This is a genomic window from Rheinheimera pleomorphica (genome assembly GCF_011634895.1).
Lineage (GTDB): Bacteria > Pseudomonadota > Gammaproteobacteria > Enterobacterales > Alteromonadaceae > Alishewanella > Alishewanella pleomorphica.
Genome location: NZ_SIRR01000003.1, coordinates 618,627 through 641,906 on the forward strand (window position 1 = coordinate 618,627; position 23,280 = coordinate 641,906).

Sequence of the window (23,280 nt, forward strand, 5' to 3'; positions counted from 1 at the left end):
AGCCAACCGTTGAAGGCATGGATGCCGGAATCGAGCCTACATGGATGTATTCACGGCGTGTTGGTGTGGCTAAACCGGTTCGTTAGCGCCGCTAACAGGCCATTGCCTGCAGTAATGACTTAACTAAAACTTCGACATCAATCAGGAAATACACTATGTCTGACCAACAGCCACAACACGACGAAATTCAGGACGTAAACAAACTGATTGCTGAGCGAAAACATAAGCTGGCCGCGTTACGCGAAGACGGCTTTATGTTCCCGAACGATTTTCGCCGTGAGCATATCTCTGATGAAGTCTTGGCTAAGTACAACCACTTAAGCAAAGAAGAGTTAGAAGCGCAGAAGATTGAAGTCAGCCTGGGCGGCCGTATGATGACGCGCCGCATTATGGGTAAAGCCAGCTTTACCACACTGCAGGATATGGGCGGTAAGTTTCAGGTGTACGTGGCGCGCGACAGCCTGCCAGAAGGCCTGTACAACGAGCAGTTTAAAAAGTGGGACTTAGGCGATATTTTAGGCGTGAAAGGCCACTTATTTAAAACCCAAACTGGCGAGCTAACGGTATGGGCCAGCGAAATCCGCTTACTCACCAAAGCGCTTAGGCCACTGCCGGATAAATTCCACGGCTTAACCGATAACGAAGCGCGTTACCGTCAGCGTTATTTAGATCTGATCTCTAACGAGCAGTCACGCCACACCTTTTTAGTGCGCAGCAAAACTGTGGCCTATATTCGTAAGTTCTTTAGCGAAGAAGGCTTTTTAGAAGTAGAAACGCCGATGCTGCAAGCCATTCCTGGTGGCGCCTCAGCCCGGCCGTTTGAAACGCACCACAACGCGCTGGATATGCAGATGTTTTTGCGTATCGCCCCTGAGCTGTATTTAAAGCGCTTAGTGGTTGGCGGCTTTGAAAAGGTATTCGAGCTAAACCGTAACTTCCGTAACGAGGGCGTATCCACCCGCCACAACCCGGAATTTACCATGCTGGAATTCTACTGGGCCTATGCTGATTACAACGATTTAATGGACTTAACCGAAAAGTTATTCCGCGGCTTGGCTCAGCATGTACTGGGCTCAACTGAAGTGCCGTATCAGGGCGAAGTGTTCGACTTTGGCAAGCCATTTGCGCGCATGTCGGTTACTGAGTCTATTCTGCATTACAACCCACAAATCACTAAAGAGCAGCTGGCCACGCGTGAGTCGGTAGCGGAGCTGGCCAAATCACTGGGTATTGAAGTAAAAGCCAACTACGGCCACGGCCGTATTTTAATGGAAGTGTTTGACGAGCTGGTAGAAACCAAGCTGCGTCACCCCACCTTTATTACCGAGTACCCGGCCGAAGTATCACCACTGGCACGGCGTAACGACCATAACCCGGAAATCACCGACCGCTTTGAATTCTTTATCGGCGGCCGCGAGCTGGGTAACGGCTTTAGCGAGTTAAATGACGCCGAAGATCAGGCCGAGCGCTTTCAGCATCAGGTGGCGCAAAAAGACGCCGGTGATGATGAAGCCATGTACTACGATGAAGACTTTGTCACCGCCTTAGAGCATGGCTTACCGCCGACAGCAGGCCAGGGTATCGGTATCGACCGTCTGGTCATGCTACTGGCCGACGCCGCGTCTATCCGTGATGTAATCCTGTTCCCGCATATGCGCTTGCACCACGATAAGTAAGCAGCTTACTACTGTAAAAACGCCAGACCTCGTGTCTGGCGTTTTTGTTTTTAGCGGTTTACACCGCCGGCTTAAGTGTTGTACAGATAACATGTGTCATCGGGCTAAATTACAGCTGCTTAAATATACAGTAATCGGGTATGAGTTTTTTATCTGCAACTTGCGGGCTTAAAGCCCGCATTTTGCAGAACAATAAATTGCTACAAGATAAAAATGCTTGATTTACATTCTACTAGCGAAATAGACTGGGTCTAAATTTGGAACTTGCGGGAGCCAGAGCATGCAACTCGCGGGTTCTGGCCCTTTGAATAAGCTGTTATAACTCATGGAGCTTCGTATGAAGTTTTATTTTTACCCGACTGGTGAAGAGAAATTTAAAGCTGATGCATTGAACAATTTTGTCAGAACAGTAGTTTTCAATGAGCTTTCTGGTGAAATTGAGGTCAGCTTTATACGGCAGGTAAAGACTCTATGGCAGCAAACGTGCAAGAACAATATTGAGACAGATCACCGTATTAAAGAGCTCAATGGTGAGCATTTTCAAGTATATAGCTGGGTTGTAAGAAGTAAATCTGACTTTCAGTTGCCAGCCTTTTCGCTGTCGGAAAGTAAATGAGTTATAACAAGGTGCGGCATTCGCGGCCTGCGGCCGCTGCGACGCTCACAAGTTCGCGCGCATGCGCACGGCGTTAGCTGGCAATGGAGACTTAATGGAAAACGACTTAGATCAAGCCATGAATTGGATAGAGATCATTAAAGCCGCTGGCCCGTATATTGTGGCGGTAGCGGGCATGGCGTTTGGCTTTTTTCAATCTAAGCGTGTAGCTGAAATAGCAAAAGAGAAAGATATACAGTTAGCTAAGTTGCAAAAGCAATCGCTGTTCTTACTAGAGAAACATAAGGCCCAAATCACCGCGACATTAAGATTGCAGGAGATATATAGCTCCATGTTTGCAAAGGTTGAGTCAGTTTTCCATAACTATTGCGGATTGATATCTGGCGTCAGAGGGGCAGGCTCAATTCAAGAAGACCTGATAAAATTTGTTGTAGACGATTATGAATCACTTTCCGTTGAAAGCCGAAAAGCTGTGCTGGCTGAAGCCATCGCGATTTGTCAGATCATGCAAGATCACAAAGCTTATGAGTTGGCAGTTAAATTGGATAGCAAAATTACTGAGGCGCTATCTTTGATTGATTTTTCAGGTAATTCATCTGGTAGTGAGCATTTGGAAAATCTCAAGAGAGTGCAGCGCGAGTACGGATTATTGTATGTTTCATTTTTCTATCGCGTCGCTAATTTAGAGTCAACAGCTAACAAATCAAGTAACACGGATGCAGCAAGCTGCACCGGTTCTTGAAGCGTTATGTTTTCTAATGGAGTAGATGGTGAAGTATAAAATTTTAGTTTTAACATGTCTGTTCTTAACGCCGCTGACAATATCGGCAGCTCCAAAAGGCATGCCCAAAGATGCATGGTTAAAGAGCTTCATGCCTGCGGAGGTAGCTTGGCATTGTAACGATCCAAAATCACCGATAAAAAATGATTTCAAAGGCTCTGTCGCTGAGTGCAATAGCAAAGTGACCCAACTATTTGTTAGTTGTACGACTTCTGTTAAAAATGTCTCTATTCCTGATGTGTTAGTCAGCAGGCAGGAAGCAATAAAATATGGCTCCATAGTTGGTGAATGTATCGGTGCTTATTACTTTGGCGGCGACCACCTTAAGATGTTTAATGCAGCACAGCAAAAAACATAACAAGGCGCTATTGTCGCCACTATCGTGGCTGGGACGGCTTACGCTGTGCTCCAGCCGCCCCAAAGCTTTGCGTTAGGCCCTAGATCATGAAATCTGCGACCAAAAGGTTACTGGCGGTAATTACGTTTCTCACGGTACTAGCTGGAGCGATTGGTGCGACAACCGATGAAGGTTGGCTAACCGCGTGGTTTTTGCTTTTTATTTTCGTTGGTCTGCCAGTTTTGATTTTGGCTTGGATTGATCTTGGGTCAGCGCTTCGGAGCCTGGATAGTCCCAGCTCTCTGCAAAGGGTAACTGGTGTTTTGTTCGGTGTTCCCCAGGCAGTACTTGGGATAACGTCCATTTTCATCGGTCTCTCAATTGTAGGCTGGGTATTGTATAACTCACTGGTGGAGACGCAGTCCCAATATAGTGGGGGATTCCTGACGCTCGGTGTTGGACCGGCACTAGTATTTTTCGGTTTCTATTGGGCGCGTGCGGCATTTAAACGAGAGACCAAGGTGGAATGACTGAGTTCTGGCCTAACCAGTACAGTCACGGCGACGTCTACTACATTGCGGCTTCGCCTCCATTCCTTAGCCGCGCGTGCTGAGCGGCGTTAGGGCATCACTTGAAGCTGGCATCTCTATTTGTTTTGACATTCATATTTGTAGTAACGGTTTCGTCGATCTTCAGTTTTGGCAACAACTTCGAGCCAAATGAGTCAACCGTTATGTTTGCAAAAATAGTGTCGTCGACTTGTTGCGCATTTTTTCTTGCGGCTTCAATTACTATTTTCGTAAAGAGACGTTGTCAAATTAAAGAAAGGCTCAACTGGGTTTCAAACAATAAAAAATTTTATTTGTACTTATCCGTAGCCTTACCTGCAATCACAGGACTTTTATTCGTAATGCAATTTCAGATGCTATCAGAGTGGTTGCCATCTATTCACGCAAGAAAGCTTTCGAATGAGTCCATTCATACAGTTTTAGCAGTAATTACATCTAAAAAAATGAGAGGGCGACGTGATTACATAAAGATTATTAATGTAAAAGGCTCGGACAAAGACTTTAGAGTAAACGATGAATACTATGAAAGTGTTAATGTTGGTCAAAGGGTTATTATTGGGCATAAAAAAACAAAATTCGGTAAGCAAGTCTTGTTTTACATGCCCTAACAAGGCGCTGTTGTCGCCACTATCGTTGCTGGGACGGCTTACGCTGCGCTCCAGCCGCCCCAAAGTTTTGCGTTATGAATCGTAAGGAAAGCGATGGAATGGTCTGGTAATGAACAATGCTATTCAGCAATGAAAGAGCTTGCTGAGTATTATATGGAAGGAGAGCAGCTGGCTTACTGGAAGGCATTAATTTGTAATGGTGAAAAGGAAGGGGAATTCCCTCCAGGTAAAGGCTTTTTACATGACATTGATCAGGCAATCCGAGTTTCACCAAAGCCCTCTATGCCAGGTAGATCTGAGTTATACCAGCTGATCTGCACGGTTTGTATTTAGTGATTCAAGTTCATAACAAACAGCGCTGACTGCGCCTGCGCTGGGCGTTAACTTTACGGAAGAACAATGCACCTTCAAGCACCGCTTAAATTTTGCTATCAGACCCTTACAACAAAGGAAGCAAGCTATTATCGTTGGTGGGTTATCGGTACTGTGTTACTCGTTCTTGCGGCATTCGTTGGTGTTGCTGCTTTTGAGATGAATGTACGGTTATTATTTTTAACCTTTGGTCTTGCTGGTATGGCAATGATTGTAGCAACGCTAAGGCTTTGCTTGGTGAAGCTATTTGAAGAGAACGCGGATGCGATTAATCTGTTCTCTAGTTTTTTTCCTTCACTGCTGGGCAGTAGGAACTTGGAGCTAGCTTGTAAGATAACAAATGCCGTTTATTACGGAGTGTTTTATCTTTGTTGTTATCTCTTATTGGCTGCTATTTTTTTGTTCCCGCTGTCTCTAGTTGTAGAGTATGCAAAAAGTTAACAAGGCAAGTAAGCAACGCACCTTTGGTGCTGGACTCGCTAACGCTCGCCGCTGCTTGCGGCTTTAGGCAACGTTGTGGCACACACATAATGAGATAATTTATGAACTTTGAGAAGGTTGCTCCGTACCTAGAAGACCCACTTGTTCTTATCGGCTTTGTGGTCTTTCTTTTCCTTTCTTTTTGTCGCTACTTAGTTAAGCAAGGGATTTTTCCACAGTTAGAGCAGCAAGGGGCTGTTAGTATTCTCAAGTTAATTTTGAGCTACGGATTTATAATTGGGGTTGTGATTGTTGGGCTTGGATTTGGTCTTAAATATAGCGAGCTTTCACAGGCTGAACAGAAGAGAGCTATTTCGTTAATCCTATCTGAATTAGAAGCTAATAAATACGTTATCTCTGAGCTGGGCAAGAATACTACCACGCTCTCAAATACGTCAAAGACGATCTCTGGAATATTAAGGGATAAGCGATTCAAAATATTGAATGGGTTGTTCCCCGAAGAAAATTATATAGAGAATGTTGACTCTGACTCTCTCCCAAATCTGTATAACGAAAGAATGGAGTGGTTAGAAAATAGCGGTTTATTAGACGATTCAGAAGAAGTTAGAAAATATCGTGAGATTTGTGCCGCAATTTCTAGAACTGTAGACCGAACGAACACCACCTTGATATCACTTGCTGATTTAAACGGCACTAGATACGTTATACATGATTCAGCTTGGAGGGCGAATCTAGATATTGTAAGGAAATTGAAGATAATCGATGTGTCTGAGTTGGCTCAACTGTATGCGAAGATGGGAGAGCTACGTACTATTTACGATAGAGTGGCGAATATTGTTCCTGAGTATAATGCCAATATAAAGTCATTCTGTTCCACAGAAGCTCCTGAAAAATCAGAACTAAGTGCAGCACTTGCACTTGAGCGAATTACGTTCTCTCTTATTGAGTCTTATCAAGAAAGAGTGAATAGTCTTGACGTTGAGATTTCAAAGGCAATCGAAAAACTTAACAATGCATAACAAATTTGTCAAAAGAACGCTCCTACGGTCGCGCCTTTTACAAAAGCTTTAGACAATAAGATGCTCAAACTCGTGCTAATAATCGGTGTAGTCCCCGGATTAGCTTTTTTATCTTTTCCAACAAAGCTGTTGTGTCTAACAAGGATGAGAGAATGAATCACAATGCGCCAGAGGTATCCGCAACAGATTGGGATCAGCTTTATTTTTATGGCTTAACTAAATTTCTGCTTAATGACGTAGGGCTAAATCAAAACATGGCTCAAGCGCTTATACGTATGGTTGGTGTAAATGCTTCGGTCAGCACAGGTGCATTAATCGCCCCCAGATACATGCTCAATCAAAAAGGCATAACGCCCTGGATGGCTATGTACGCGCTTTTAACCATAAAACAACCAGAACTGCTAACTGATGTTCATAAAGGTACTGCAGCAGCCTTCGTGCCTAATGATGCTATAGGGTCTATATTTGTAAATCACATTAATTGGCCAACAGAGCTGTTGTCGCAGTACAACATTGACCTGGACGGTTTCAATGTTTTCATCCTTCCATTCATGGTACCTAAAGGCTCGCAATACAATTTATCGTTCTCTCAATCCATGAAAGCCCCTGACAATAGCCTTGAAATATTTGGTGTAAACAAATTCGATGAAAACGAGCCCGAAAATTTGCTTTGCAACATACAAAGTACGCTCGAATTTATTAAACAAAGCCGCCCTGATGTTATGGGTAAGAACAGTTTATAAGGAGATCCGATGAAACATATATTCTTTGCTTTATTGATAACTATTGTTGCTGGCTGCGCTAGCACCAAAAGGGATTATGTATTTGATGGCTCAACGGTTGAATCAACGATGCAGGGGGTTTCTGAAGTAACTAAGCGTTTAAAGCCTGCAGAGCAAATTGAGTTTGTAATGGCGTTAATGGCAATACAGTTTTCAGACGTTAACAGTGTTTATGACATCTTAGGCGACCCTACGATGACAGACGAAATGAACTACTTCATTATTGGTAAAAAAATTGACGGTTTAAACTACTATCAGGTTTTAGAGCTGGCAAAGTCTTCGCCGACGAAAGTCAGTGTGTCTTCAAAATAAATAGCACTAAATACCCGAATGCCAATGTAAATTAATTATTGCTTAAACTGGTAAATGTCGTTTGTATCGGTTATACCCAGTTAACTCTTTGAGTGTCCCTAAAGCCTCTGTCCACGAAAAAAGGGTTTAAAAATGCATACTTACGCTGACAAAACACCGGCAAACAACAGACAGTCTTCGGCGCATGTCTTGTCTGGCAGGCAAGCAGGCATTAAATCTCCGTTGCAATTTGTCGATAACCGTCCGCAGGCTATAGCACAAAGAAAACTACAACAGTTGGCTAGCAACAGCGCGGTGGTCCAGCGTCATGTCGACGTCATAGTGCAAGGCAGCAGTTCTGCAACGAAAAAGGTGTTAGCAGCAACCGGTGATGTGGAAGATTTTAAAGACGGTACTGATGCCGGGGATCAGGGCTGGTTGGGAGTGAATAAATACCGGGCCAGGTACAAGGTTACAAGCGTTGATGGGAAATATGAAAACGAAGATGCTGTCGGCCCGCTGAAAAACGTGTTTACCGAAGCCAACCGGGGGCATGTGTTAGCCAAGCGCAACGGTGGTGACGGGACGGACGAGGAAAATGTCTTCGCTCAGGACGGTGGTGCAAATAACGGTACCTATAAATCGTTTGAAGCCAGGATGGGCAACATGTTAAAGCAGTACAACGACGATGATGAGGTGACCTTTGTCTGTTATCTGGAGGGCGACTACATCTATCAGGGAGATATTGCAGATGCGGCGGAAAGTGAAGCAAGTAGCATATCATCAGCAGATATGGATTCTGACAGTGACTGAAATTCCGGTTGTAGTTTACCTACCAGCTGGTTTAGCTCATTACTAATACAACGAAACCTTCTTTGTCAGATCCAGCGGTTATTGTTTCAGCTGTCCGCTGACGCGTCTCATAAAAAATTGCTACAACATAAAAACGCTTGATTTACATAAAGCTAGAAGAATAGACTGATCCCAATTTTGGAACTGGCAGAATTTTTTACAGGCAACGGGTTACGAGTCGCGCCATAAAATTAAGGAAAACAATGAAAAAAATAGTATATGGATTACTGCTGCTCATATTGGGAAGCCACTGCAATAGCTGGGCTGCGGCGCACCTGCCGGTATTACAAGAGCTGAAGATTGACAGTACTGTGCTTGGCGAAAAGCGTAACCTGGTGCTTTACCTGCCTGCTGGCTATCAAAATAGTCAGGATCGATATCCGGTGTTATACCTGACGGATGGTGATGTTCAGGGCCCCCATACCGCAGGCACCATAGATTACTTAGCAAAGTTCGAGCAGATGCCGCCGATGATTGTGGTTGGCATTGTCAACCCACCTGAAACACGAACCAGAGACCTGACGCTAACCCCCTCAGACAAGCAAAACCCTGCTGGGCCGGAAAATGCAGATAGATTTTTAGCTTTTGTTGAAAACGAAGTGATTCCTTTTGTGAAGAAGCAGTACCGTACTCTGGACTACCAAGTACTGTCTGGTACGTCGCATGGTGGTCAGTTTGCTATCAATGCATTGGTGAAACGACCAGGCTTGTTTCATGCTGTGATCGCCATCAGCCCGTCTTTATATTGGAATAACCAGCAATTGTCTGGCTTAGCCGAGCCGGCTTTAAAAAGCGAGCAGTTGCAAGGGCACTTGTTTGTGTCGATAGCCAACGAAGAATCGACCATGACAGAGCCGTATCAACGCTTTGTTGATTTGCTAGCGCGTTATCCATCTGACAAGTTAGTCGTTGCATCCCAGACGTTTAACAACGAAACGCACAATACGACGGTGTTGCAGGGGCAATATGCCGGGTTGAAACATATATTTTCAGAGTGGGCTATTGCAGAAGGCGAACCTAAAACCTTGGCTGATTTGCAGGCAAAATTTGCCAGTCGCTCGAAACTTCTTAAAACAGAGCTGATGATCCCGCAAGATAAAGCCAACGGTTACGCTGGATGGTTGCAATATTTAAACCGGCAAGATGATGCGTTGGCGTTACTGAAGTGGAATCGGGCAAATTATCCTCACTCGTTGAATGCGCATACAGCCTTAATTAAGGCTTACTTACATTTCAAAATGGCAGAAGATGCCAAAGCAGCGCTTACAGATGCATTGCAGACATTAAATGAACTTAGCCCTGAACAAAAAGCACAGCTTGAAGCTTTGGTTGCTTAGCCTGTCTTCGAGACTGGTTACAATGCCATGTCGATTAAGCATAAGTTTTCCGCCAAGGGTAAATTTGGGCAGACGCAAACCTATTTCAATTTCGGTAAGCGTATAAATAGGCAGGTATTGCAACCCTAACATGGTGTAATACCTGCCACAGCAAAAGCCCCTAAGGAGTATGCAATGACCGAACACTTGGGTTCTTGCCTGTGTGGCACGGTAAAATTTACCGTAACAGGCCAATTTGATAGCTTTTACCTGTGCCACTGCCGGTATTGCCAGAAAGATACCGGCTCTGCCCATGCGGCTAATTTATTTTCGCAATCGGCCACATTAACCTGGTTGGCCGGTGAGGATGCAATAAGCCACTTTACGCTGGCCGGCAGCCAGCACAGTAAAAGTTTTTGTAAGCTGTGCGGCGCTGCCGTGCCAAATACTCAAACACCGGGTTTACTGGTCGTGCCGGCGGGCTGTCTGGATACCGCGGTGTCGATCGCGCCGACCGCGCATATCTTTACCGCCAGCAAAGCGGCCTGGGATAGCGACCTGACAAAAGTGCCTGCATTTAAGCGGTTGCCGCAGTAGCTCGGTTAAACGCCTACTGCGGCAACGCAGCCAGCACTTTACCCACCAACTGGTTTAGCTCATCGCCGTTACCAATCCAGCGTGTGACCATTAATACATCGTTTTCCTGGTCGATATAAATCACATTACGGCCCGCGCCCTGAAAGGTGACTGCGCTCTCGGGCGCATTGGGCAAGGCTTTACGGCCCGGGTTTAAAAACCAGTTGGCAAAGCCATATTCGGCATTGGCGCTGCCGCCGCTGCTGGCCATCGCTATCCAGTCTTCACTTACTAACTGCTGGTCCTGCCATTTGCCATCACGCAAAAATAAATAACCAAAACGGGCTAAGTCCCAGGCGTTAATAAAGATGCCGCCGCCCCAGTGACCGCCGCCGGACACCGACTGCACTTTTTGGCCATCCAGTTCTATCCAGCTATTGTCGTAGCCATACCAGCGCCAGGTAGATGAAGCGCCAATCGGCTGCATAATCTGCTCGTTTAACACCTCTGGCAGCGGTTTACGCCAGACATACAGGGTAGACAGCGCCAACAGGTTAATGCGTACATCATTGTATTTGTAGTGGCTGCCTGGTGTGCGCAGTGGCCGGTTGGGCCAGTCGGCCGGGGTTTTACTCTCTGGCCGGTCGGCCCAGTCGGGTTTGCCCCATAGCGTGCCTTGCCAGTCACTGGTTTGGCGCAGCAGATGGTCCCAGCGGATTTGGCTGTTGTGCTCGCCGTCATACAGCGCTGTGCCATGCGGCATATAAGGGCCCACTTTATCATTTAGGTCGCGGATTAACCCCTGCTGCCAGGCTAAACCGGTAACGGTGGTTAAAAAGGTCTTGGCGATGCTGTGCGTCATATCCACGCTGTCGACATCGCCCCAGCGCGCAATAACTTTGCCCTTGTACACAATTAGGCCATTGGCGCCGGCGCGCACGCCCATAGGGCCAATAATCTGATCATAAGGCTCGCGGGCACCAAAGGTAGTGGCCTGTACGATGGCCTGATCACGTGAGGCCGGGTTTTCGCTGGCGATAGCATAAGCCACCGCTGCTGAGAGTTTTTCGCCATTAACACCCAGTGCCTGCGGCTGGGCACTGGCCCAGTCACCGCGCGGCGGGTAATACGTATTGGCCGTTAGCGGCAGCGCAACAAGTGCCAGTAGTAGGGGTAAGGTTAGACGCACAGTAAGCTCCCGGTTAGCAAAACAGCAGTGCTAATAGTGGCTGCTGACAGTACCTTGGGCAATAGGCAAAGCGGAGAATTGCGCCCGGGCAGCGGTTAACTGCGACTGGCTTTGCTGTTGCTGCTGTAATGCTGAACCAGCCACCTCAGTTGGAGGTGGCTTTTTTACTCACAGTGAGACATCTTCCTGCTGTGGCTTAGCGGGCGTTTTGACCCGACGGTACTGCGCCAGCGGGTTTATTAGCGTACCGGAAAACTTCAGGCTTTTGGCCGGATCAGCCAGGTCGAGCATCTGCTGATTATTGCCCAGCTGCAGCCGGTTTAAGCATGACAAGGTAAACTCATCGGCGAATAAATCATAACGCGCAAATTTATGCTGCAACTGCGGCTGCTGTGCCTGATAGCTATAGATACAGTCGGCGACCAGCTGCCAGAACTGGTCTTCGCTGAAGTTTAACTGCTGTACCAGTATCGGCGTCAGATAGCGGAAGAAGCAGTCAAAGATATCGGTGGTTAACGACAGTATTTTTAGCTGTTCCGGCACGTCGACCACCAGCCGTTGTATCTTGGCGGGCAGTTGCAGATCTTTGTTTAAAAAGGCGCACTCTTCACCGATGTCTTTCATCAGCATCCGTTTCGGCTGGTTATGTTCCAGCAGCATAATCAGGTTTTCACCGTGCGGCATAAACACCAGATCATGGGCATAAAAGCAGTGTAATAACGGCGTCAGATAGCCGGCTAAATAGCGGCTTAGCCACTGTGCGGTATCAAGCCCTGAGGCGTTAATTAATTCTGCCAGCAGCGCCTTGCCGTCTTTATCAATATGCAGCAGGGCGGCCATCGTCATCAGGCGTTGGTTGGCGTTAAGCTGCGGCAGTGGGCTTTCCCGCCAGAGTGCCGACAACATTTTCCGGTACGGACTGTGCTGGCTGCAAGCGCGCTCTAACAACGGGCTGCGATAGCCAATGGCAGCAATTTCTTTTAGCAGGCTAAAACCGGTTTTTTGCAAAAATGGGTCCTGTGTCACCAGTGCCGCCAGCCAGTCGTTGATGGCCGGGGTTGATGCCATGTAGTAAGGCGACAGCCCGCGCATAAAGCCCATATTAACAATAGACAGCGCGGTTTTAACGTAGCACTTATGCCCCTGGCTGCGGTTAAAAAAGGTACGAATGGATTGTTGTGGCTGATAATCATCTTCGCCCGTACCCAGAAAGACTAATTGGCGGTTGGCAATATCCTGGGCAAACACCGTTTGCAATTTGTTGGACCATTGCCAGGGGTGAGCCGGCATAAAATAGTAATCGTCATGTGCTAACCCCAGTTGCTGCAGCTGTTGCTCAAAAGCTTGCAGGCAGCTTGCTGATAGCTCCTGTTGTAGCAATTGCTGATAGTCTAATGCGGTGCTGGCGCTAAATTCGGCATTTGTCTTACTCACCGCCAGCCAGACCAGCTTGATGCTGTTACCCAGCTCCGGCGCGTACTGCTGGTAATCGGTGGCATCAAAACCAATGCGGCCATTGTTGGCCACAAAACCCGGGTGGCCCTCGGTCATGGCGCTTTCGATGCTCTGAAAGTCGGCACTGAGCAACTCGTTGGCACTGGGGCGGGGGTGATGCAGCTTAAACGCCGCTGATGCCAGGGTGCTGGCGATCTCTTCCAGATAAGTCGGTAGCCGCTCGTCACTGATACCCAGACGGGATTTAATCTCCAGCATAAAGTCCAGCGAGCTCAGCGGGGCCAACAAACCCGCTTGCTGTTTTTCAATTGAATTCGCATCGATACACCAGTGATTAAGCTGCATTAGCTGCGCCCGGAACCGGTATTCGATATCGGCCTGATCGGTGCTCAGTTTAAAGCAGGTCCAGCTTCCCTCGCAGCCAAGCTGCTGCGGCGCAATAATACGCTCGTGGGCAAATTCGCTTAGTACCTTAGCAAGGTGCTGGCGGTTAACCTGTTGCCACACGGCGGGGTTTAAATGCTGCGGGGTTAACAGCGGAGTGTGGTGATGTAAATAGCTTGGTGTCATGGTGAAATTTTCCTTCGTTAAGGCCTGGTAAAAATGATGCCGGCTGCAAAAGCACAGATCGGCGGTTTTATCGGCTAGCTGTATTTGTTGACTAAACTGAAAGCCGGCGCGGCGGTTCAGCCGGGCAATTTTGTGATTCGCGCTATCGGGCTCTACCACAACGCGCTGCGCCTGGTGTTCGGTAAACAGAAACTGCAACACGTAACAAAACACGCGCCAGCTAAAACCCGGCAGCGGCTGCTGACAGGGCGCAAGTAAAATATGCATGCCAATATCACCCGGCTGCACCGGGTAATGCTGGCCCACCTCGTGTTCCCCAGGCTGATAAACTTCCAGCAAGAAGGCGGGCTGTCGCTGGACCAGGCCAATAAATACCTGGCTATTGCCGCAGATAGCCTGATAGGCGTCAGCAACCTGCTGGGGGCTGCAGCCTTGCAGCCCCCAAAACCGGGCATAGTCCTGGCTTACCCATTGGTGGATCAAGCCGATATCGTCAGCCTGACTAAAGGCGCGTAATGCGATGCTGCCCAGCACAGCGTCATATTGCGAAAATAGCAGCGCGGGCTTGGCTGATCCGGTTGTAAGCGGTGAGTTCATAGGTTTCCTTATTGCAGGCGTTGGCTGGCGTTAGTCGCGGTAGTGCTTGGCCGCCAGCCTTGGCTAAATAACAACAGATAACAGAGCCAGGTCAGTGCCAAGGCGGCCGTGGCAACCAGCAGTGGCATTCTCAGCCCTGTTGCGGCCACGACAGCGCCTGCACAGTAAGAGGCCAGCAACACCCCCAGGCTTTGCGCCATATAAATTTTGCTAAAGTCACTGGCATAGCGCTCTGGCGTGCTCAGGCGAAACAGCAGCAGATCCAGCCGCACCGTCGCGAGGAACAGGCCAAGGCCAAACAGGCATCGCCCGGCAATAACCAGCAGGGGCTGCGGCAATGCCTGTAGCGCCAGGCCAGAGCCGGTTAGCCACAGTGCCGTGTGTAGCCCGGTATGGTTGGCATGTGCCGGCGCAAAGCGGTATTGCCACAGCAACACCAGCAGGGCGATAAAGGCAGGAATGGCAAATACCAACGCCGCTGTTACCTGATTGGCAGAGGCGGAGAGCTGCTGCCAATAGCTGACAAAAAACGGCTGCATCAGGTAGGCACTGAAGTAAAACAGCAACATCAGCAGCGCCAGCTTTACCAGGGGTGGCTTGTTCGCGCTGGCCACAGGCCCAGCGCTGGCTTGAGCTGCCGGCGGCGGGGCCAGAGGTAAGGTGTGGCCGGCGTACTTCAGATAGCAGCAGATAGCCGTTTGCAGCAGATCGCCACAGGCCATCAGCACAAACACCTGTCTGGGTTCAAAATACTGCAACATCACACCACCGAGCACAGCGCCGCCGATGGCACCAAAGTGGACAATCAGCGATAGCAGGCCAATGGTTTGCCCCTGCTTGCCCGGTGTTTCCAGGCGCATCACCAGCGGGTAAATCAGCAAATAACTGGCCTTACAGACAAACATTAGCAGCGACACCAGCCAAAACGCGCTTAAGCTTTCAACCTGGTAACACAGCAGGCTAAAGATCGCGGCGGCCAGTTGGGTGACGAGCAGGATATTCAGCACCGACTGTTGTTCTGCCAGCCTGGCCCAGCACGGAAATGCCAGCAGCACCACCAGGCAAAATGCGGCAATATAACCGCCAACGTAAGCGGGATCAGTAATGCCAAAGGCACTGGCGAAAAAGCCGGGGTAAAAGGGTAGCAGCATGGTGTCGCATACCACCGCAATGACGGTGATGCTGATCAGCAGGTATTTAACGTTCAGGTTCATGCCAGCACCCGTTGCGGTTTAAACGCCGGCTTAGCTGGCGCGCTGCAAGCCGGTGCTGCAAACTGCTGAAAAGCAACACGGGTTTCCAGCGGGTAAATCTCAGCGCCCGCCAGCTGATTAATAATAATGGCGTTGCGGTAGCAGGCCATACCCAGATCGGCAGCGACAAAGCCGTGGCTGTGCAGCTCGGCATTTTGCACAAACACATCCTGATGTTTGCCTATGCCATAGTGGCGGCTGACATCAAAACGGCCCTGGGCGTCGAAATTAAGCCGCTGCCGGATCGGTTGAAGATAGCCAGGTATTGGATAGTGAAAGCCGGTTGCCAACACCAGCGCCTGGGTGCTCAGGCTAAAACTTTGCTGCTGCTGTAGCTGGTTAAATGTCAGTTGGATCAGGTTTGGCTGGCTGGTGTTAGCCGCAACGAGTTCGGCATTGGTCAGCAGGGTTACCGCCGCTTTGCCATCCAGGTTTTTGCGATAGAGCAAATCAAAAATGGCATTGATAAGCTCAGTATTAATGCCCTTATACAGCCCCTGTTGCTGGCTGAGCAAACGCTGTTTGCTGCTGGTCTCCAGCTGATAGAAATAATCAACATAGTCGGGCGACGTCATCTCCAGTGTCAGTTTGTTGTACTCAAGCGGGAAAAACCGTGGCGAGCGGGTTAACCAATTCAGCTGGTAACCAAAGTTGTCGCTGTCTTGCAGCAAGTCATAAAAGATTTCGGCGGCACTTTGACCACTGCCGACCAGGGTTATCGCATCACAGTGCTGCAGCTGACGTTTTTGTGGCAAATAATCGCTTGAATGCAACACCTGGCCGGTTACGTTGTGGCAACAGGGGGGCAGGTAGGGTTTGGGGCCTGTGCCCAGCACCAGTTTTTTCGCATAGTACAGTCTGGGCCTGGTGGCGCCATCCTCCAGCACTGTGGCCTGCACTTCATAACAGCACAGCTGTGCATCATAGCGAATGGCGTCGACATGAGTATTAAACTGCAGGTTATCCAGCTGCTGGCTTACCCATTGGCAATATTGATTGTATTCCTTGCGTAGCAGGAAAAAGTTCTCACGGATATAAAAACGGTAAATGCGCCCCTGTTGCTTCAGGTAATTGAGAAAGCTGTAGCGGCTTGTAGGATCCGCCAGCGTGACCAGATCGGCCATAAAAGGCGTTTGCAGCTGAGCGTCGGGCAGCATCATACCCGGATGCCAGTCAAACCTGGCGTTGGCATCGACAAATAAACCATTCAGTTTGGGGATCGCTTGGCTAAGCGCGGCAAGCCCCAGGTTAAAAGGCCCAATACCGACGGCGATAAAATCATAAATAGGCTTAGGCATGACAGTGCTCCTTGGCGTTATGGTCGCAGGTTGTTGTGGTATCAGCCCTAACCGCACAGCGCAGGCCAGGGGGATTGTTCATCGTCATGTTTAAAAATGGTTGCAAACATTAATGAGAATGGTTATTGTTTGCGTTAAATTGATCGGTGTCAATAGCTTTGGAAAAAAATAAGAGGAAATAAATGCAGCAGTATCAAATGCTTATATTTGGAATGGTGATGTCGGCAACTATTTGGGCCGGCGGCGCTGAGGCGACATCAAGCCCCCAAACGGCACAAGACAGTGCCAGCGACGACAGCGCGATTGAAGTGATCAAGGTGTATGCAGACAGCTATCGCAGCACGGGCACTAAATCGCGCTTAACGCCGCTGCAAGCGCCGATGAGTTACCAGATTTATGACGCGGCGCTGCTGCAGTTGCGTCAGGTAGACAGTGTTAATGAAGCCTTACGCTATGCGCCTGGCATCACCACCGAAAACCGCAGCACGGTGACCATTTTTGACCAGTATACTATTCGCGGTTTTGACAGCTACCGTAACTACTATGATGGTTTACCTCTACAATACAATGGTTTATGGAATTTGGCGCCGCAAGTAGACGCCTACGCTACCGAAAGCGTTGAAGTGCTTAAGGGGCCAACGTCTGTACTGTATGGCTCGGCACCGCCCGGCGGTATGGTGAATCAAACTGCCAAGCAACCGCAGGCGCAAACACAGCAGCAGGCACGGGTGCGTCTGGGGTCAGGCCAGTTAGCCGAGTTAGCTTTTGATAGCACCGGTGCGGCGAACGAGCAGGCAAATTACCGCCTGATTGGCCTGGCGCGACAAAAAGACGGCCAGCAGCAAACTACCCAAGAACAGCGCTATGTTATAGCGCCGTCGCTAAGTTGGGCATTTAATGATGCAACCAGTATCAACCTGAATCTGTATTATCAAAACGACCCTGAAATGGTGCCCTCTACGCCGCTACCTGCCACCGGTACATTGTACCCGGCAAGCTATGGCTACCTGCCGGCCGATGCTTATGCCGGCGATAACAACTGGGCCAGCTTTAAGCGCGAAGTGACTATGCTGGGGTATAAGTTGCATCATCAATTTAGCCCTGGCCTGAGCTTGCTGCAAAACCTGCGTTATACCCAGGCCGACGGTCAGCAGCAAAACAGCTACAACCTGGGGCTAAGCGACGGTGACGCAATGTTGGCCCGTACGGCTTATTTTACCGATGAAAAAATTGACGGCTATGTGGTAGACAACCAGCTGGCGTGGACAACCAACAGCAGTGATTGGCGCAACCAGCTGTTGCTTGGCGTGGAATACAATAGCCTGGACTCGCAGGTCCGTTATGGCGACACCTTTGGTGTGGCTACGCCAGCACTTAACCTGGCACAACCGGATTATAACTTAATCAACCCCGCGCAATTGCCGCTGGATACCTACAGCCAGCAAAACCAGATCGAACAGCGGCAACTGGGCGTCTACCTGCAAAATGAGTGGCAATCATCAGGCCTGCTGCTGCTGGCCGGCCTGCGTCATGATCGCTACGACAGCCGCGATGACGCTAATTTGGGCGGCGTTCTCAGCACGACTGACATAGACCAGCGTCATACCAGTATCCGCCTGGCCGCGATGTACACCTTCGACGCTGGCTGGGCACCTTATATTAGCTACTCTGAGTCGTTTGAGCCGGTTTCCGGCACTGACTCGGTCACTGGCGAAGCGTTTAAACCGACCACCGCCGATCAAATTGAACTGGGTGTTAAATATAAAGGCGACACCACACAGTTAACGCTGGCCGTTTTTGATTTGCGCAAACAGCAAGTGGTGGTTAATACGCCCGACTTTATGCAGAAAACGCAAACCGGTGAAGTGCAATCCAAAGGGATAGAAATGACGCTGCAGCAGCAAGTAGGGGCGGACTTTTCGCTTAACCTGAGCCTGACGCAGCTGGATGTTGCCGTAAGCCGTAACCCGCTGAACGCGGCACTGGTAGGTAAAACGCCGGTATGGGTAGCAGAGCAACAAGCCGCTGCCTGGGCGCACTACTATGTCAGCGACAAGCTGGAACTCAGTGCCGGCGTGCGTTATGTCGGCCAAAGCCAGCTGGACGAGCTGAACAGCGATCAGCTACCCGGTTACACCCTGTGGGATCTGGCGCTGGCCTATCAGCTTAGCGACAACTATAAACTGGGCCTGACCGCCAGCAATCTGGGTAACAAACGCTATGTTGGCGCCTGTTATGATCAGAACAATTGCTGGATGGGCGCCGAGCGCAGCGTCGAGTTAAACCTGTACGCGAGTTTTTAGTGGATGGTTAGTTGCTGTGAGAGTGGCCTTGCTCGTTGTCTTGATAGCGGTATTGATAACAGCGCGACGCTGGCTGAACTGTTGCAACTGGCAGCACGCCTGCTACCGGCTTTGCAGGGCCAGCTCGCGCAGCCAGAACAAACAGCGCACTCAGAATACGCAGAGCGCTCAGAACAAACCGCCATTATTCACGGCAGAGACAATCGTCAGTCATTACTGGCGCTCTATCAATACTGGCGTCAGCAGCACCCGGAAGCGACTCACGCCTATTGGTGGGTGCGCAGTTGGAACATGCTGATGTGGCAGCCTGTTTACCTGTCGGTTATCGGCGTGCATAGCGGCGGTATCGCCATCAGGCTTGCCGGGTTTAGCCAGCACTGCCAGCAGGGTGTAGTGGCGGGCTTTACGCTGCAGTCGCAGGTGGGTGTTAGCCAACCGATCGCTGATGCGATCCCGTGTAGTGCCGCCGAACTGGCCGCATTTTACCAGGATATGCTGGCGGAGTTGGTGCAAGTTATTCCGCTGCGGCCGGCCCTGGCAGGCCGTTTGCTGGCGGATAGTCTGCTATCGGCGCTATTGCTGTGTTACCGGCAGGCCAGCTTGATGACAGCGCCGCAGCTATTACATTGGCGCCAGCTATGGCTGGACGCTTTAGGCATCGATAACGCCGCGCCGTTTTATATTGACACGCACACGCGCCAACCGGCGTTTATACGGCGTACCTGCTGTATGCATTATCTGCGAGCCGACGGCGACTGCTGCGACAATTGCCCCAGGCGCGCCAGTCGACGGCGCAAGCACAGCGAAACGGATACTGCTGCTTACCCTGTAAAGATTACTGATAGCAGGTAACTTCTACAGTTGGCAGCGGTAAATCAGGCTGAAACCTTGCCGAAATTTTTAGTTAACATTTTGTTTTATATATATTTATTGTATCTGGCATAAGCCTTGCTGTTATCTCAATGTCTGGCGCAGCCAGTGGCGGCGCTTCACAATGTTAACCAAGGAGGCAGATCATGGCCAGCTCACAAAGTGCAACCCATCAGGCTAACAGTAAAACCAATGGCGGCTTAAATTCACCGGTGACAACAAAAGCCAGTGAGGCAGCGCACCATGCGGTCGATGCGGTGGCAGCCAAAGCGGCTAACGCCGAGGACAGCCTGCGCAAAACGGCGGCTAGCTCGCAGGAAACTCTGGCACATAAGCAGGAAGAAATTAAGCAGCAGCTGCAAAGCTCGTACAGCAAAACCCGCGAGTTAGCAGCGCAAAACCCGCTGGCTACCGCCGGTATTGCCTTTGCCGCCGGTGCATTACTCACCGCCTTACTGCGCCGTCGCTAGGGGCCACTATGCAAAGTCGTGAAACGGCAACAGCACCGACACAAGCGCCGGATACCACGGCCAGTACTAAGGTCGGTACGGCTGCACAAAGTGCAGCGCCACAGCCGCTAACGGAGCAGTTAACCGGGCTGGCGGCGCTGGGCTGGTCGGTATCTGAGCTTTATATAGCGCAGCTGAAACTGGCAGCCAATACAGCCAAAGCAGAGTGGCAGCTAAGCGGGCGCAGCCTGGTTATTGCCGCTGCACTGCTGGTGTGCTTTGGTGCCGGCATTATTTTACTGTGGGCCACAACCTTAGTGCTGCTGGGCGTTATGCTATGGCAGCTAAGCCAGTCGGTTGTTGTTACTGCCGGCGCTTTATTGCTGTTGCAAGGTGGCGTCTTGCTGTGGTGTTGGCGCAGCCTGAACTATGTATTATCGCAGGTTGGTTTTCGCCAAAGCTGGCGAGCGCTTCGCCAGTTGTTTAATAGTGGCGCTGGGCGCAAGGCCAAACAACAGCCTGACAACACGGAGGCGCCTAATGCTGATCGCCAAACTGCTTAACAAACAGCAGCAAAAAGTGCAGCGACTGGCAGTGCAAAGCCGCCAGCAGCACAAGCTACTTGCCGCACACAGCTTTTTACTGCGCCAGCGTGCGCTGAGTGTTATTGGCTCGGCCCCGGGGTTGGCGCTGAGTTTTAGCGCCGGCGTGTTGTTTCAACTGCGTCATCACAGCAGTATCAAAGCCGTGCGCAGCCTGATAGGCTGGCGCTGGTTAACCACCTGGTGGTAACGCTGTTGTAAACCTGTCGCCCTGGCCCGTCTGCGGTTAGGGCTTCTTGCTCCTTATTGTTAGCACCTTCCAATGTAACCTTTTGAATTTAATGGTTTTAATATTTTTTGTCGAGCGTCAGATAACTCTGGAATTCCAGTCTTGGAGAAGTCTTTTAGAATAGAGGTTTGAAATTTTTTAGCGGTGGCAACTTGCGTCAGCAATTCTGGAATTTTTACATGTCCGTCATTTATTTCTGGAAATGGATTTTCGATCCTCCAGATGAGCGTATACCAGTACAAGCCCACCAAATAAGGCGGCGCTACCATAAGTAATAGTTCAGATTAATTCAAGATGCAAATAGATAGATTTTTGACAAGGGGACGCGAGTGAGGACTTCAGTACGTTAACGTAAAACGAATCTTCAGGGACTTAATATAGCCCTTTATTTCGAAAGCCCTTGCCGACGAGAATAAATATTCTGCTGGCTGTGTGGGCGATATAATCATTTTCAACATTAACAATTTCATCGCTCATGATGGAGCCACCGAATTGGACTTCTTCTAGGTCATCCTTGATGACAAAATTTGATGTTAGGTAATGCGACATTACTTTTGGGGACGGATAGCTGTTATCCATTAGCTCCCAAATACACCAACTGCTGATAAGGCACAAAGGCCGCAGCGGGTACTGGTTTCTAATCCCTTCGGAGACAGAGATGAGGTTGTCTAGAGATACCTCTGAGATTATAGACTGCGATTCGAGGTGTTTTCGTATAAATATCGGCTCTAATATCTGGTGGATGCTGGTTAATTTGCTTCCAGCATCCGGCACTAAAAGTTGATGTTTATTCTGTCTTGGCTTAAATCTCCTGAATTTGTCCATTATCTTTGATTCCTTGACTCCATTAGACCTGTTCAGGCTCGAACGATGCATGTTCTGAAATAGGTAAAGAAAGTTGTTTGTTGAGAACTCTCGCCAGTACCATTACTTCGCGTTTTAGGAATTGTCTGGGAGAAAAATTATTAACTCGATACGTTCTGAGCAATCCCGTTCTTTTAGCTTTTTGCAGCAGCTCAATAGGCTGGCTACATAGTTTTGTGGCAATTTCAGATGAGATGTAATTCTGGTCATTTTTTTCAAAATAGTTAAATACAAAGTTTCGCATATCGATTTCTAAAATCAGAAGAGAGTCCACAAGCTTCAACGACGATTGGAACCGATATCGCAGCTCCCCTCGACAACATGCGTTCACGACATCTATCGCCTCAATGTGGTATGGCGCAATAATTGACAGCCAGTTTCCCAAACTAAACGCCTGCTCTGTATGAGGAGTCGATGAAGACTTTAAGATCTGTAAAAGTGGAGAAATTGAGAAATGCTCAGAGCGAACACCTTCTGTCGAGACCGCTTTTTTATGGGTGTATTGTTTTATAAACGCGGGATAATCTGGGGATTTCGTCAATTTAGAGAGATAGTCTATCAAAACAGCATGCGGCACGAATAACTCTGGAATGTTTTGGGCTCCATCTTTGTCATCATGTCGAACTACTGAAATTGCTTCATTCACCATTCTAGTAAATGGCCATTCGTTTGTTAGTGAATTGATGCAGTGGAGCAGCTCCCATAATCGGAATGTAATGGGATACATGACGTAATCTGCTTTTTGCTTTAAATACTCTGATAGCAGTGGCAGATAGGTTTTGCTTTGAGTTAACACCTCGTAGCCCAGTTCAATCCGTGCTACTGATGATAATGAGGAATAGGCGTTTTTAACGTGATTGGCAAACTGAGCTGCTGCGTAACACTCTTCAAGAGCTTGGCGAGATAATGCCGCCAGTGGGGATGGGCGGATAGGCAGCTGCGCTTCACAATATTCGTTTGTGCAATTCGCGCTGAGTATAGGTATCTCCCATTTTAGTGCAGATGAACACCGTGGACAGTTTTCGACTAAGAGCACCTTATGAGTTTCACAATGATAACTGGTGGGCTTTTGCCAGCTTTCCAAAACTGGCATGGATGATAAAACACACGCCGGGCAAATTTTGCATGTAGACAGGCTTGTATCACCTCGTGACTTTCTCAGCGGTTTGATAATGTCCGCCAGGCCATATTCGTTCAACGTCTTTTCAAACAATATGCCGTTACCTCGACAGATATGTGTGAGTTGATGACGACTCATCAACTCAGTTAAACAGACGATGCCATTTATTTTTGCCAGCCGTAAGATATAGCCAGCAATACACTCGTCTTCTTTTGGGCGAAGGATAATTGATAAATAACTCAATG

The 23,280-nt window shown here is 49.0% G+C and carries 25 protein-coding genes; 19 read left to right on the top strand and 6 right to left on the bottom strand.

Going from position 1 to position 23,280, the window contains the following annotated elements; translation table 11 throughout:
- Positions 1–155 precede the first annotated feature (155 nt).
- The 14 genes from lysS to EYB30_RS04050 all read left to right on the top strand — a co-directional run bounded on the left by lysS (position 156) and on the right by EYB30_RS04050 (position 10,257).
- Complete coding sequence (gene lysS, locus EYB30_RS03985) at positions 156–1,676, top strand: lysine--tRNA ligase (protein ID WP_166837333.1); 1,521 nt, start codon at positions 156–158, stop codon at positions 1,674–1,676.
- A gap of 337 nt (positions 1,677–2,013) precedes the next feature.
- Complete coding sequence (locus tag EYB30_RS03990) at positions 2,014–2,292, top strand: hypothetical protein (protein WP_166837335.1); 279 nt, start codon at positions 2,014–2,016, stop codon at positions 2,290–2,292.
- Positions 2,293–2,386: 94 nt separating this feature from the next.
- Positions 2,387–3,034, top strand: a complete 648-nt coding sequence (locus EYB30_RS03995) for a hypothetical protein (RefSeq protein ID WP_166837337.1) — start codon at positions 2,387–2,389, stop codon at positions 3,032–3,034.
- Between the two features lie 25 nt (positions 3,035–3,059).
- Positions 3,060–3,431, top strand: a complete 372-nt coding sequence (locus tag EYB30_RS04000) for a hypothetical protein (RefSeq protein WP_166837339.1) — start codon at positions 3,060–3,062, stop codon at positions 3,429–3,431.
- Positions 3,432–3,517: 86 nt separating this feature from the next.
- Positions 3,518–3,940, top strand: coding sequence for a hypothetical protein (locus EYB30_RS04005; protein WP_166837341.1), 423 nt, complete (start codon positions 3,518–3,520; stop codon positions 3,938–3,940).
- A 203-nt stretch (positions 3,941–4,143) separates the two neighbouring features.
- Entirely contained in the window at positions 4,144–4,587 is a 444-nt protein-coding gene (locus tag EYB30_RS04010) for a hypothetical protein (protein WP_166837343.1), read from the top strand.
- Positions 4,588–4,680: 93 nt separating this feature from the next.
- Positions 4,681–4,920, top strand: coding sequence for a hypothetical protein (locus tag EYB30_RS04015; RefSeq protein ID WP_166837344.1), 240 nt, complete (start codon positions 4,681–4,683; stop codon positions 4,918–4,920).
- A 66-nt stretch (positions 4,921–4,986) separates the two neighbouring features.
- Entirely contained in the window at positions 4,987–5,400 is a 414-nt protein-coding gene (locus tag EYB30_RS04020; RefSeq protein WP_166837346.1) for a hypothetical protein, read from the top strand.
- 101 nt (positions 5,401–5,501) lie between these two features.
- On the top strand, positions 5,502–6,419 hold the full coding sequence (locus tag EYB30_RS04025) for a hypothetical protein (RefSeq protein WP_166837348.1): 918 nt from the start codon (positions 5,502–5,504) through the stop codon (positions 6,417–6,419).
- Between the two features lie 152 nt (positions 6,420–6,571).
- Positions 6,572–7,162, top strand: coding sequence for a hypothetical protein (locus EYB30_RS04030; protein WP_166837350.1), 591 nt, complete (start codon positions 6,572–6,574; stop codon positions 7,160–7,162).
- A gap of 9 nt (positions 7,163–7,171) precedes the next feature.
- Positions 7,172–7,513, top strand: coding sequence for a DUF6694 family lipoprotein (locus tag EYB30_RS04035; RefSeq protein WP_166837352.1), 342 nt, complete (start codon positions 7,172–7,174; stop codon positions 7,511–7,513).
- A 132-nt stretch (positions 7,514–7,645) separates the two neighbouring features.
- A complete protein-coding gene (locus EYB30_RS04040) occupies positions 7,646–8,305 on the top strand; it encodes a hypothetical protein (protein WP_166837354.1) in 660 nt (219 codons plus the stop codon).
- Positions 8,306–8,547: 242 nt separating this feature from the next.
- On the top strand, positions 8,548–9,681 hold the full coding sequence (locus EYB30_RS04045; protein ID WP_166837356.1) for an alpha/beta hydrolase: 1,134 nt from the start codon (positions 8,548–8,550) through the stop codon (positions 9,679–9,681).
- A 174-nt stretch (positions 9,682–9,855) separates the two neighbouring features.
- On the top strand, positions 9,856–10,257 hold the full coding sequence (locus EYB30_RS04050) for a GFA family protein (RefSeq protein ID WP_166837358.1): 402 nt from the start codon (positions 9,856–9,858) through the stop codon (positions 10,255–10,257).
- Positions 10,258–10,270: 13 nt separating this feature from the next.
- Here EYB30_RS04050 and EYB30_RS04055 read toward each other — a convergent pair whose 3' ends face one another.
- The 4 genes from EYB30_RS04055 to EYB30_RS04070 form a co-directional block, all read right to left on the bottom strand.
- A complete protein-coding gene (locus tag EYB30_RS04055; protein ID WP_166837360.1) occupies positions 10,271–11,425 on the bottom strand; it encodes a serine hydrolase domain-containing protein in 1,155 nt (384 codons plus the stop codon).
- A 168-nt stretch (positions 11,426–11,593) separates the two neighbouring features.
- Positions 11,594–14,047: a GNAT family N-acetyltransferase gene (locus EYB30_RS04060; RefSeq protein WP_166837362.1), complete on the bottom strand. Its 2,454-nt coding sequence runs from the start codon at positions 14,045–14,047 to the stop codon at positions 11,594–11,596.
- A gap of 8 nt (positions 14,048–14,055) precedes the next feature.
- Positions 14,056–15,261 carry an MFS transporter gene (locus tag EYB30_RS04065; protein ID WP_166837364.1) on the bottom strand — a complete coding sequence of 402 codons (1,206 nt, stop codon included), beginning with the start codon at positions 15,259–15,261 and terminating at the stop codon, positions 14,056–14,058.
- Positions 15,258–16,598, bottom strand: coding sequence for a lysine N(6)-hydroxylase/L-ornithine N(5)-oxygenase family protein (locus EYB30_RS04070; protein ID WP_166837366.1), 1,341 nt, complete (start codon positions 16,596–16,598; stop codon positions 15,258–15,260). Before EYB30_RS04070 ends, EYB30_RS04065 begins: the two co-directional genes overlap by 4 nt.
- A gap of 197 nt (positions 16,599–16,795) precedes the next feature.
- On the opposite strand from EYB30_RS04070, the gene EYB30_RS04075 reads away from it, so the two are divergent.
- The 5 genes from EYB30_RS04075 (at position 16,796) to EYB30_RS04095 (ending at position 21,012) form a co-directional block, all read left to right on the top strand.
- A complete protein-coding gene (locus EYB30_RS04075) occupies positions 16,796–18,901 on the top strand; it encodes a TonB-dependent siderophore receptor (RefSeq protein WP_241697959.1) in 2,106 nt (701 codons plus the stop codon).
- A 3-nt stretch (positions 18,902–18,904) separates the two neighbouring features.
- Positions 18,905–19,753, top strand: a complete 849-nt coding sequence (locus tag EYB30_RS04080) for a siderophore ferric iron reductase (RefSeq protein WP_166837370.1) — start codon at positions 18,905–18,907, stop codon at positions 19,751–19,753.
- Between the two features lie 164 nt (positions 19,754–19,917).
- On the top strand, positions 19,918–20,241 hold the full coding sequence (locus EYB30_RS04085; protein ID WP_166837372.1) for a DUF883 domain-containing protein: 324 nt from the start codon (positions 19,918–19,920) through the stop codon (positions 20,239–20,241).
- Between the two features lie 8 nt (positions 20,242–20,249).
- The gene (locus EYB30_RS04090; RefSeq protein WP_166837374.1) at positions 20,250–20,783 is read left to right on the top strand and encodes a hypothetical protein; all 534 of its coding nucleotides are present in this window, start codon (positions 20,250–20,252) and stop codon (positions 20,781–20,783) included.
- Positions 20,761–21,012: a hypothetical protein gene (locus tag EYB30_RS04095; protein ID WP_166837376.1), complete on the top strand. Its 252-nt coding sequence runs from the start codon at positions 20,761–20,763 to the stop codon at positions 21,010–21,012. Before EYB30_RS04090 ends, EYB30_RS04095 begins: the two co-directional genes overlap by 23 nt.
- 411 nt (positions 21,013–21,423) lie before the next feature.
- Here the strand turns inward: EYB30_RS04095 and EYB30_RS18780 are convergent, their stop codons facing one another.
- Positions 21,424–21,927, bottom strand: coding sequence for a DUF6957 family protein (locus EYB30_RS18780; protein WP_410200348.1), 504 nt, complete (start codon positions 21,925–21,927; stop codon positions 21,424–21,426).
- Positions 21,899–23,278 carry a hypothetical protein gene (locus EYB30_RS04105; RefSeq protein WP_166837380.1) on the bottom strand — a complete coding sequence of 460 codons (1,380 nt, stop codon included), beginning with the start codon at positions 23,276–23,278 and terminating at the stop codon, positions 21,899–21,901. The genes EYB30_RS18780 and EYB30_RS04105 overlap by 29 nt, the downstream gene beginning before the upstream one ends.
- Positions 23,279–23,280 lie beyond the last annotated feature (2 nt).

What these genes read in the sequence shown, in the direction of transcription:
- EYB30_RS04065 (WP_166837364.1), bottom strand. Translation starts at nt 15,261, where the DNA reads ATGAACCTGAACGTTAAATACCTGCTGATCAGCATCACCGTCATTGCG.
- EYB30_RS04015 (WP_166837344.1), top strand. Translation starts at nt 4,681, where the DNA reads ATGGAATGGTCTGGTAATGAACAATGCTATTCAGCAATGAAAGAGCTT.
- EYB30_RS04095 (WP_166837376.1), top strand. Translation starts at nt 20,761, where the DNA reads ATGCTGATCGCCAAACTGCTTAACAAACAGCAGCAAAAAGTGCAGCGA.
- EYB30_RS04000 (WP_166837339.1), top strand. Translation starts at nt 3,060, where the DNA reads ATGGTGAAGTATAAAATTTTAGTTTTAACATGTCTGTTCTTAACGCCG.
- EYB30_RS04005 (WP_166837341.1), top strand. Translation starts at nt 3,518, where the DNA reads ATGAAATCTGCGACCAAAAGGTTACTGGCGGTAATTACGTTTCTCACG.
- EYB30_RS04085 (WP_166837372.1), top strand. Translation starts at nt 19,918, where the DNA reads ATGGCCAGCTCACAAAGTGCAACCCATCAGGCTAACAGTAAAACCAAT.
- EYB30_RS04075 (WP_241697959.1), top strand. Translation starts at nt 16,796, where the DNA reads ATGCTTATATTTGGAATGGTGATGTCGGCAACTATTTGGGCCGGCGGC.
- EYB30_RS18780 (WP_410200348.1), bottom strand. Translation starts at nt 21,927, where the DNA reads ATGCATCGTTCGAGCCTGAACAGGTCTAATGGAGTCAAGGAATCAAAG.
- EYB30_RS04020 (WP_166837346.1), top strand. Translation starts at nt 4,987, where the DNA reads ATGCACCTTCAAGCACCGCTTAAATTTTGCTATCAGACCCTTACAACA.
- EYB30_RS03995 (WP_166837337.1), top strand. Translation starts at nt 2,387, where the DNA reads ATGGAAAACGACTTAGATCAAGCCATGAATTGGATAGAGATCATTAAA.
- EYB30_RS04035 (WP_166837352.1), top strand. Translation starts at nt 7,172, where the DNA reads ATGAAACATATATTCTTTGCTTTATTGATAACTATTGTTGCTGGCTGC.
- EYB30_RS04045 (WP_166837356.1), top strand. Translation starts at nt 8,548, where the DNA reads ATGAAAAAAATAGTATATGGATTACTGCTGCTCATATTGGGAAGCCAC.
- EYB30_RS04080 (WP_166837370.1), top strand. Translation starts at nt 18,905, where the DNA reads ATGGTTAGTTGCTGTGAGAGTGGCCTTGCTCGTTGTCTTGATAGCGGT.
- EYB30_RS04090 (WP_166837374.1), top strand. Translation starts at nt 20,250, where the DNA reads ATGCAAAGTCGTGAAACGGCAACAGCACCGACACAAGCGCCGGATACC.
- EYB30_RS04060 (WP_166837362.1), bottom strand. Translation starts at nt 14,047, where the DNA reads ATGAACTCACCGCTTACAACCGGATCAGCCAAGCCCGCGCTGCTATTT.
- EYB30_RS04010 (WP_166837343.1), top strand. Translation starts at nt 4,144, where the DNA reads ATGTTTGCAAAAATAGTGTCGTCGACTTGTTGCGCATTTTTTCTTGCG.
- EYB30_RS04030 (WP_166837350.1), top strand. Translation starts at nt 6,572, where the DNA reads ATGAATCACAATGCGCCAGAGGTATCCGCAACAGATTGGGATCAGCTT.
- lysS (WP_166837333.1), top strand. Translation starts at nt 156, where the DNA reads ATGTCTGACCAACAGCCACAACACGACGAAATTCAGGACGTAAACAAA.
- EYB30_RS04040 (WP_166837354.1), top strand. Translation starts at nt 7,646, where the DNA reads ATGCATACTTACGCTGACAAAACACCGGCAAACAACAGACAGTCTTCG.
- EYB30_RS04025 (WP_166837348.1), top strand. Translation starts at nt 5,502, where the DNA reads ATGAACTTTGAGAAGGTTGCTCCGTACCTAGAAGACCCACTTGTTCTT.
- EYB30_RS04070 (WP_166837366.1), bottom strand. Translation starts at nt 16,598, where the DNA reads ATGCCTAAGCCTATTTATGATTTTATCGCCGTCGGTATTGGGCCTTTT.
- EYB30_RS03990 (WP_166837335.1), top strand. Translation starts at nt 2,014, where the DNA reads ATGAAGTTTTATTTTTACCCGACTGGTGAAGAGAAATTTAAAGCTGAT.
- EYB30_RS04050 (WP_166837358.1), top strand. Translation starts at nt 9,856, where the DNA reads ATGACCGAACACTTGGGTTCTTGCCTGTGTGGCACGGTAAAATTTACC.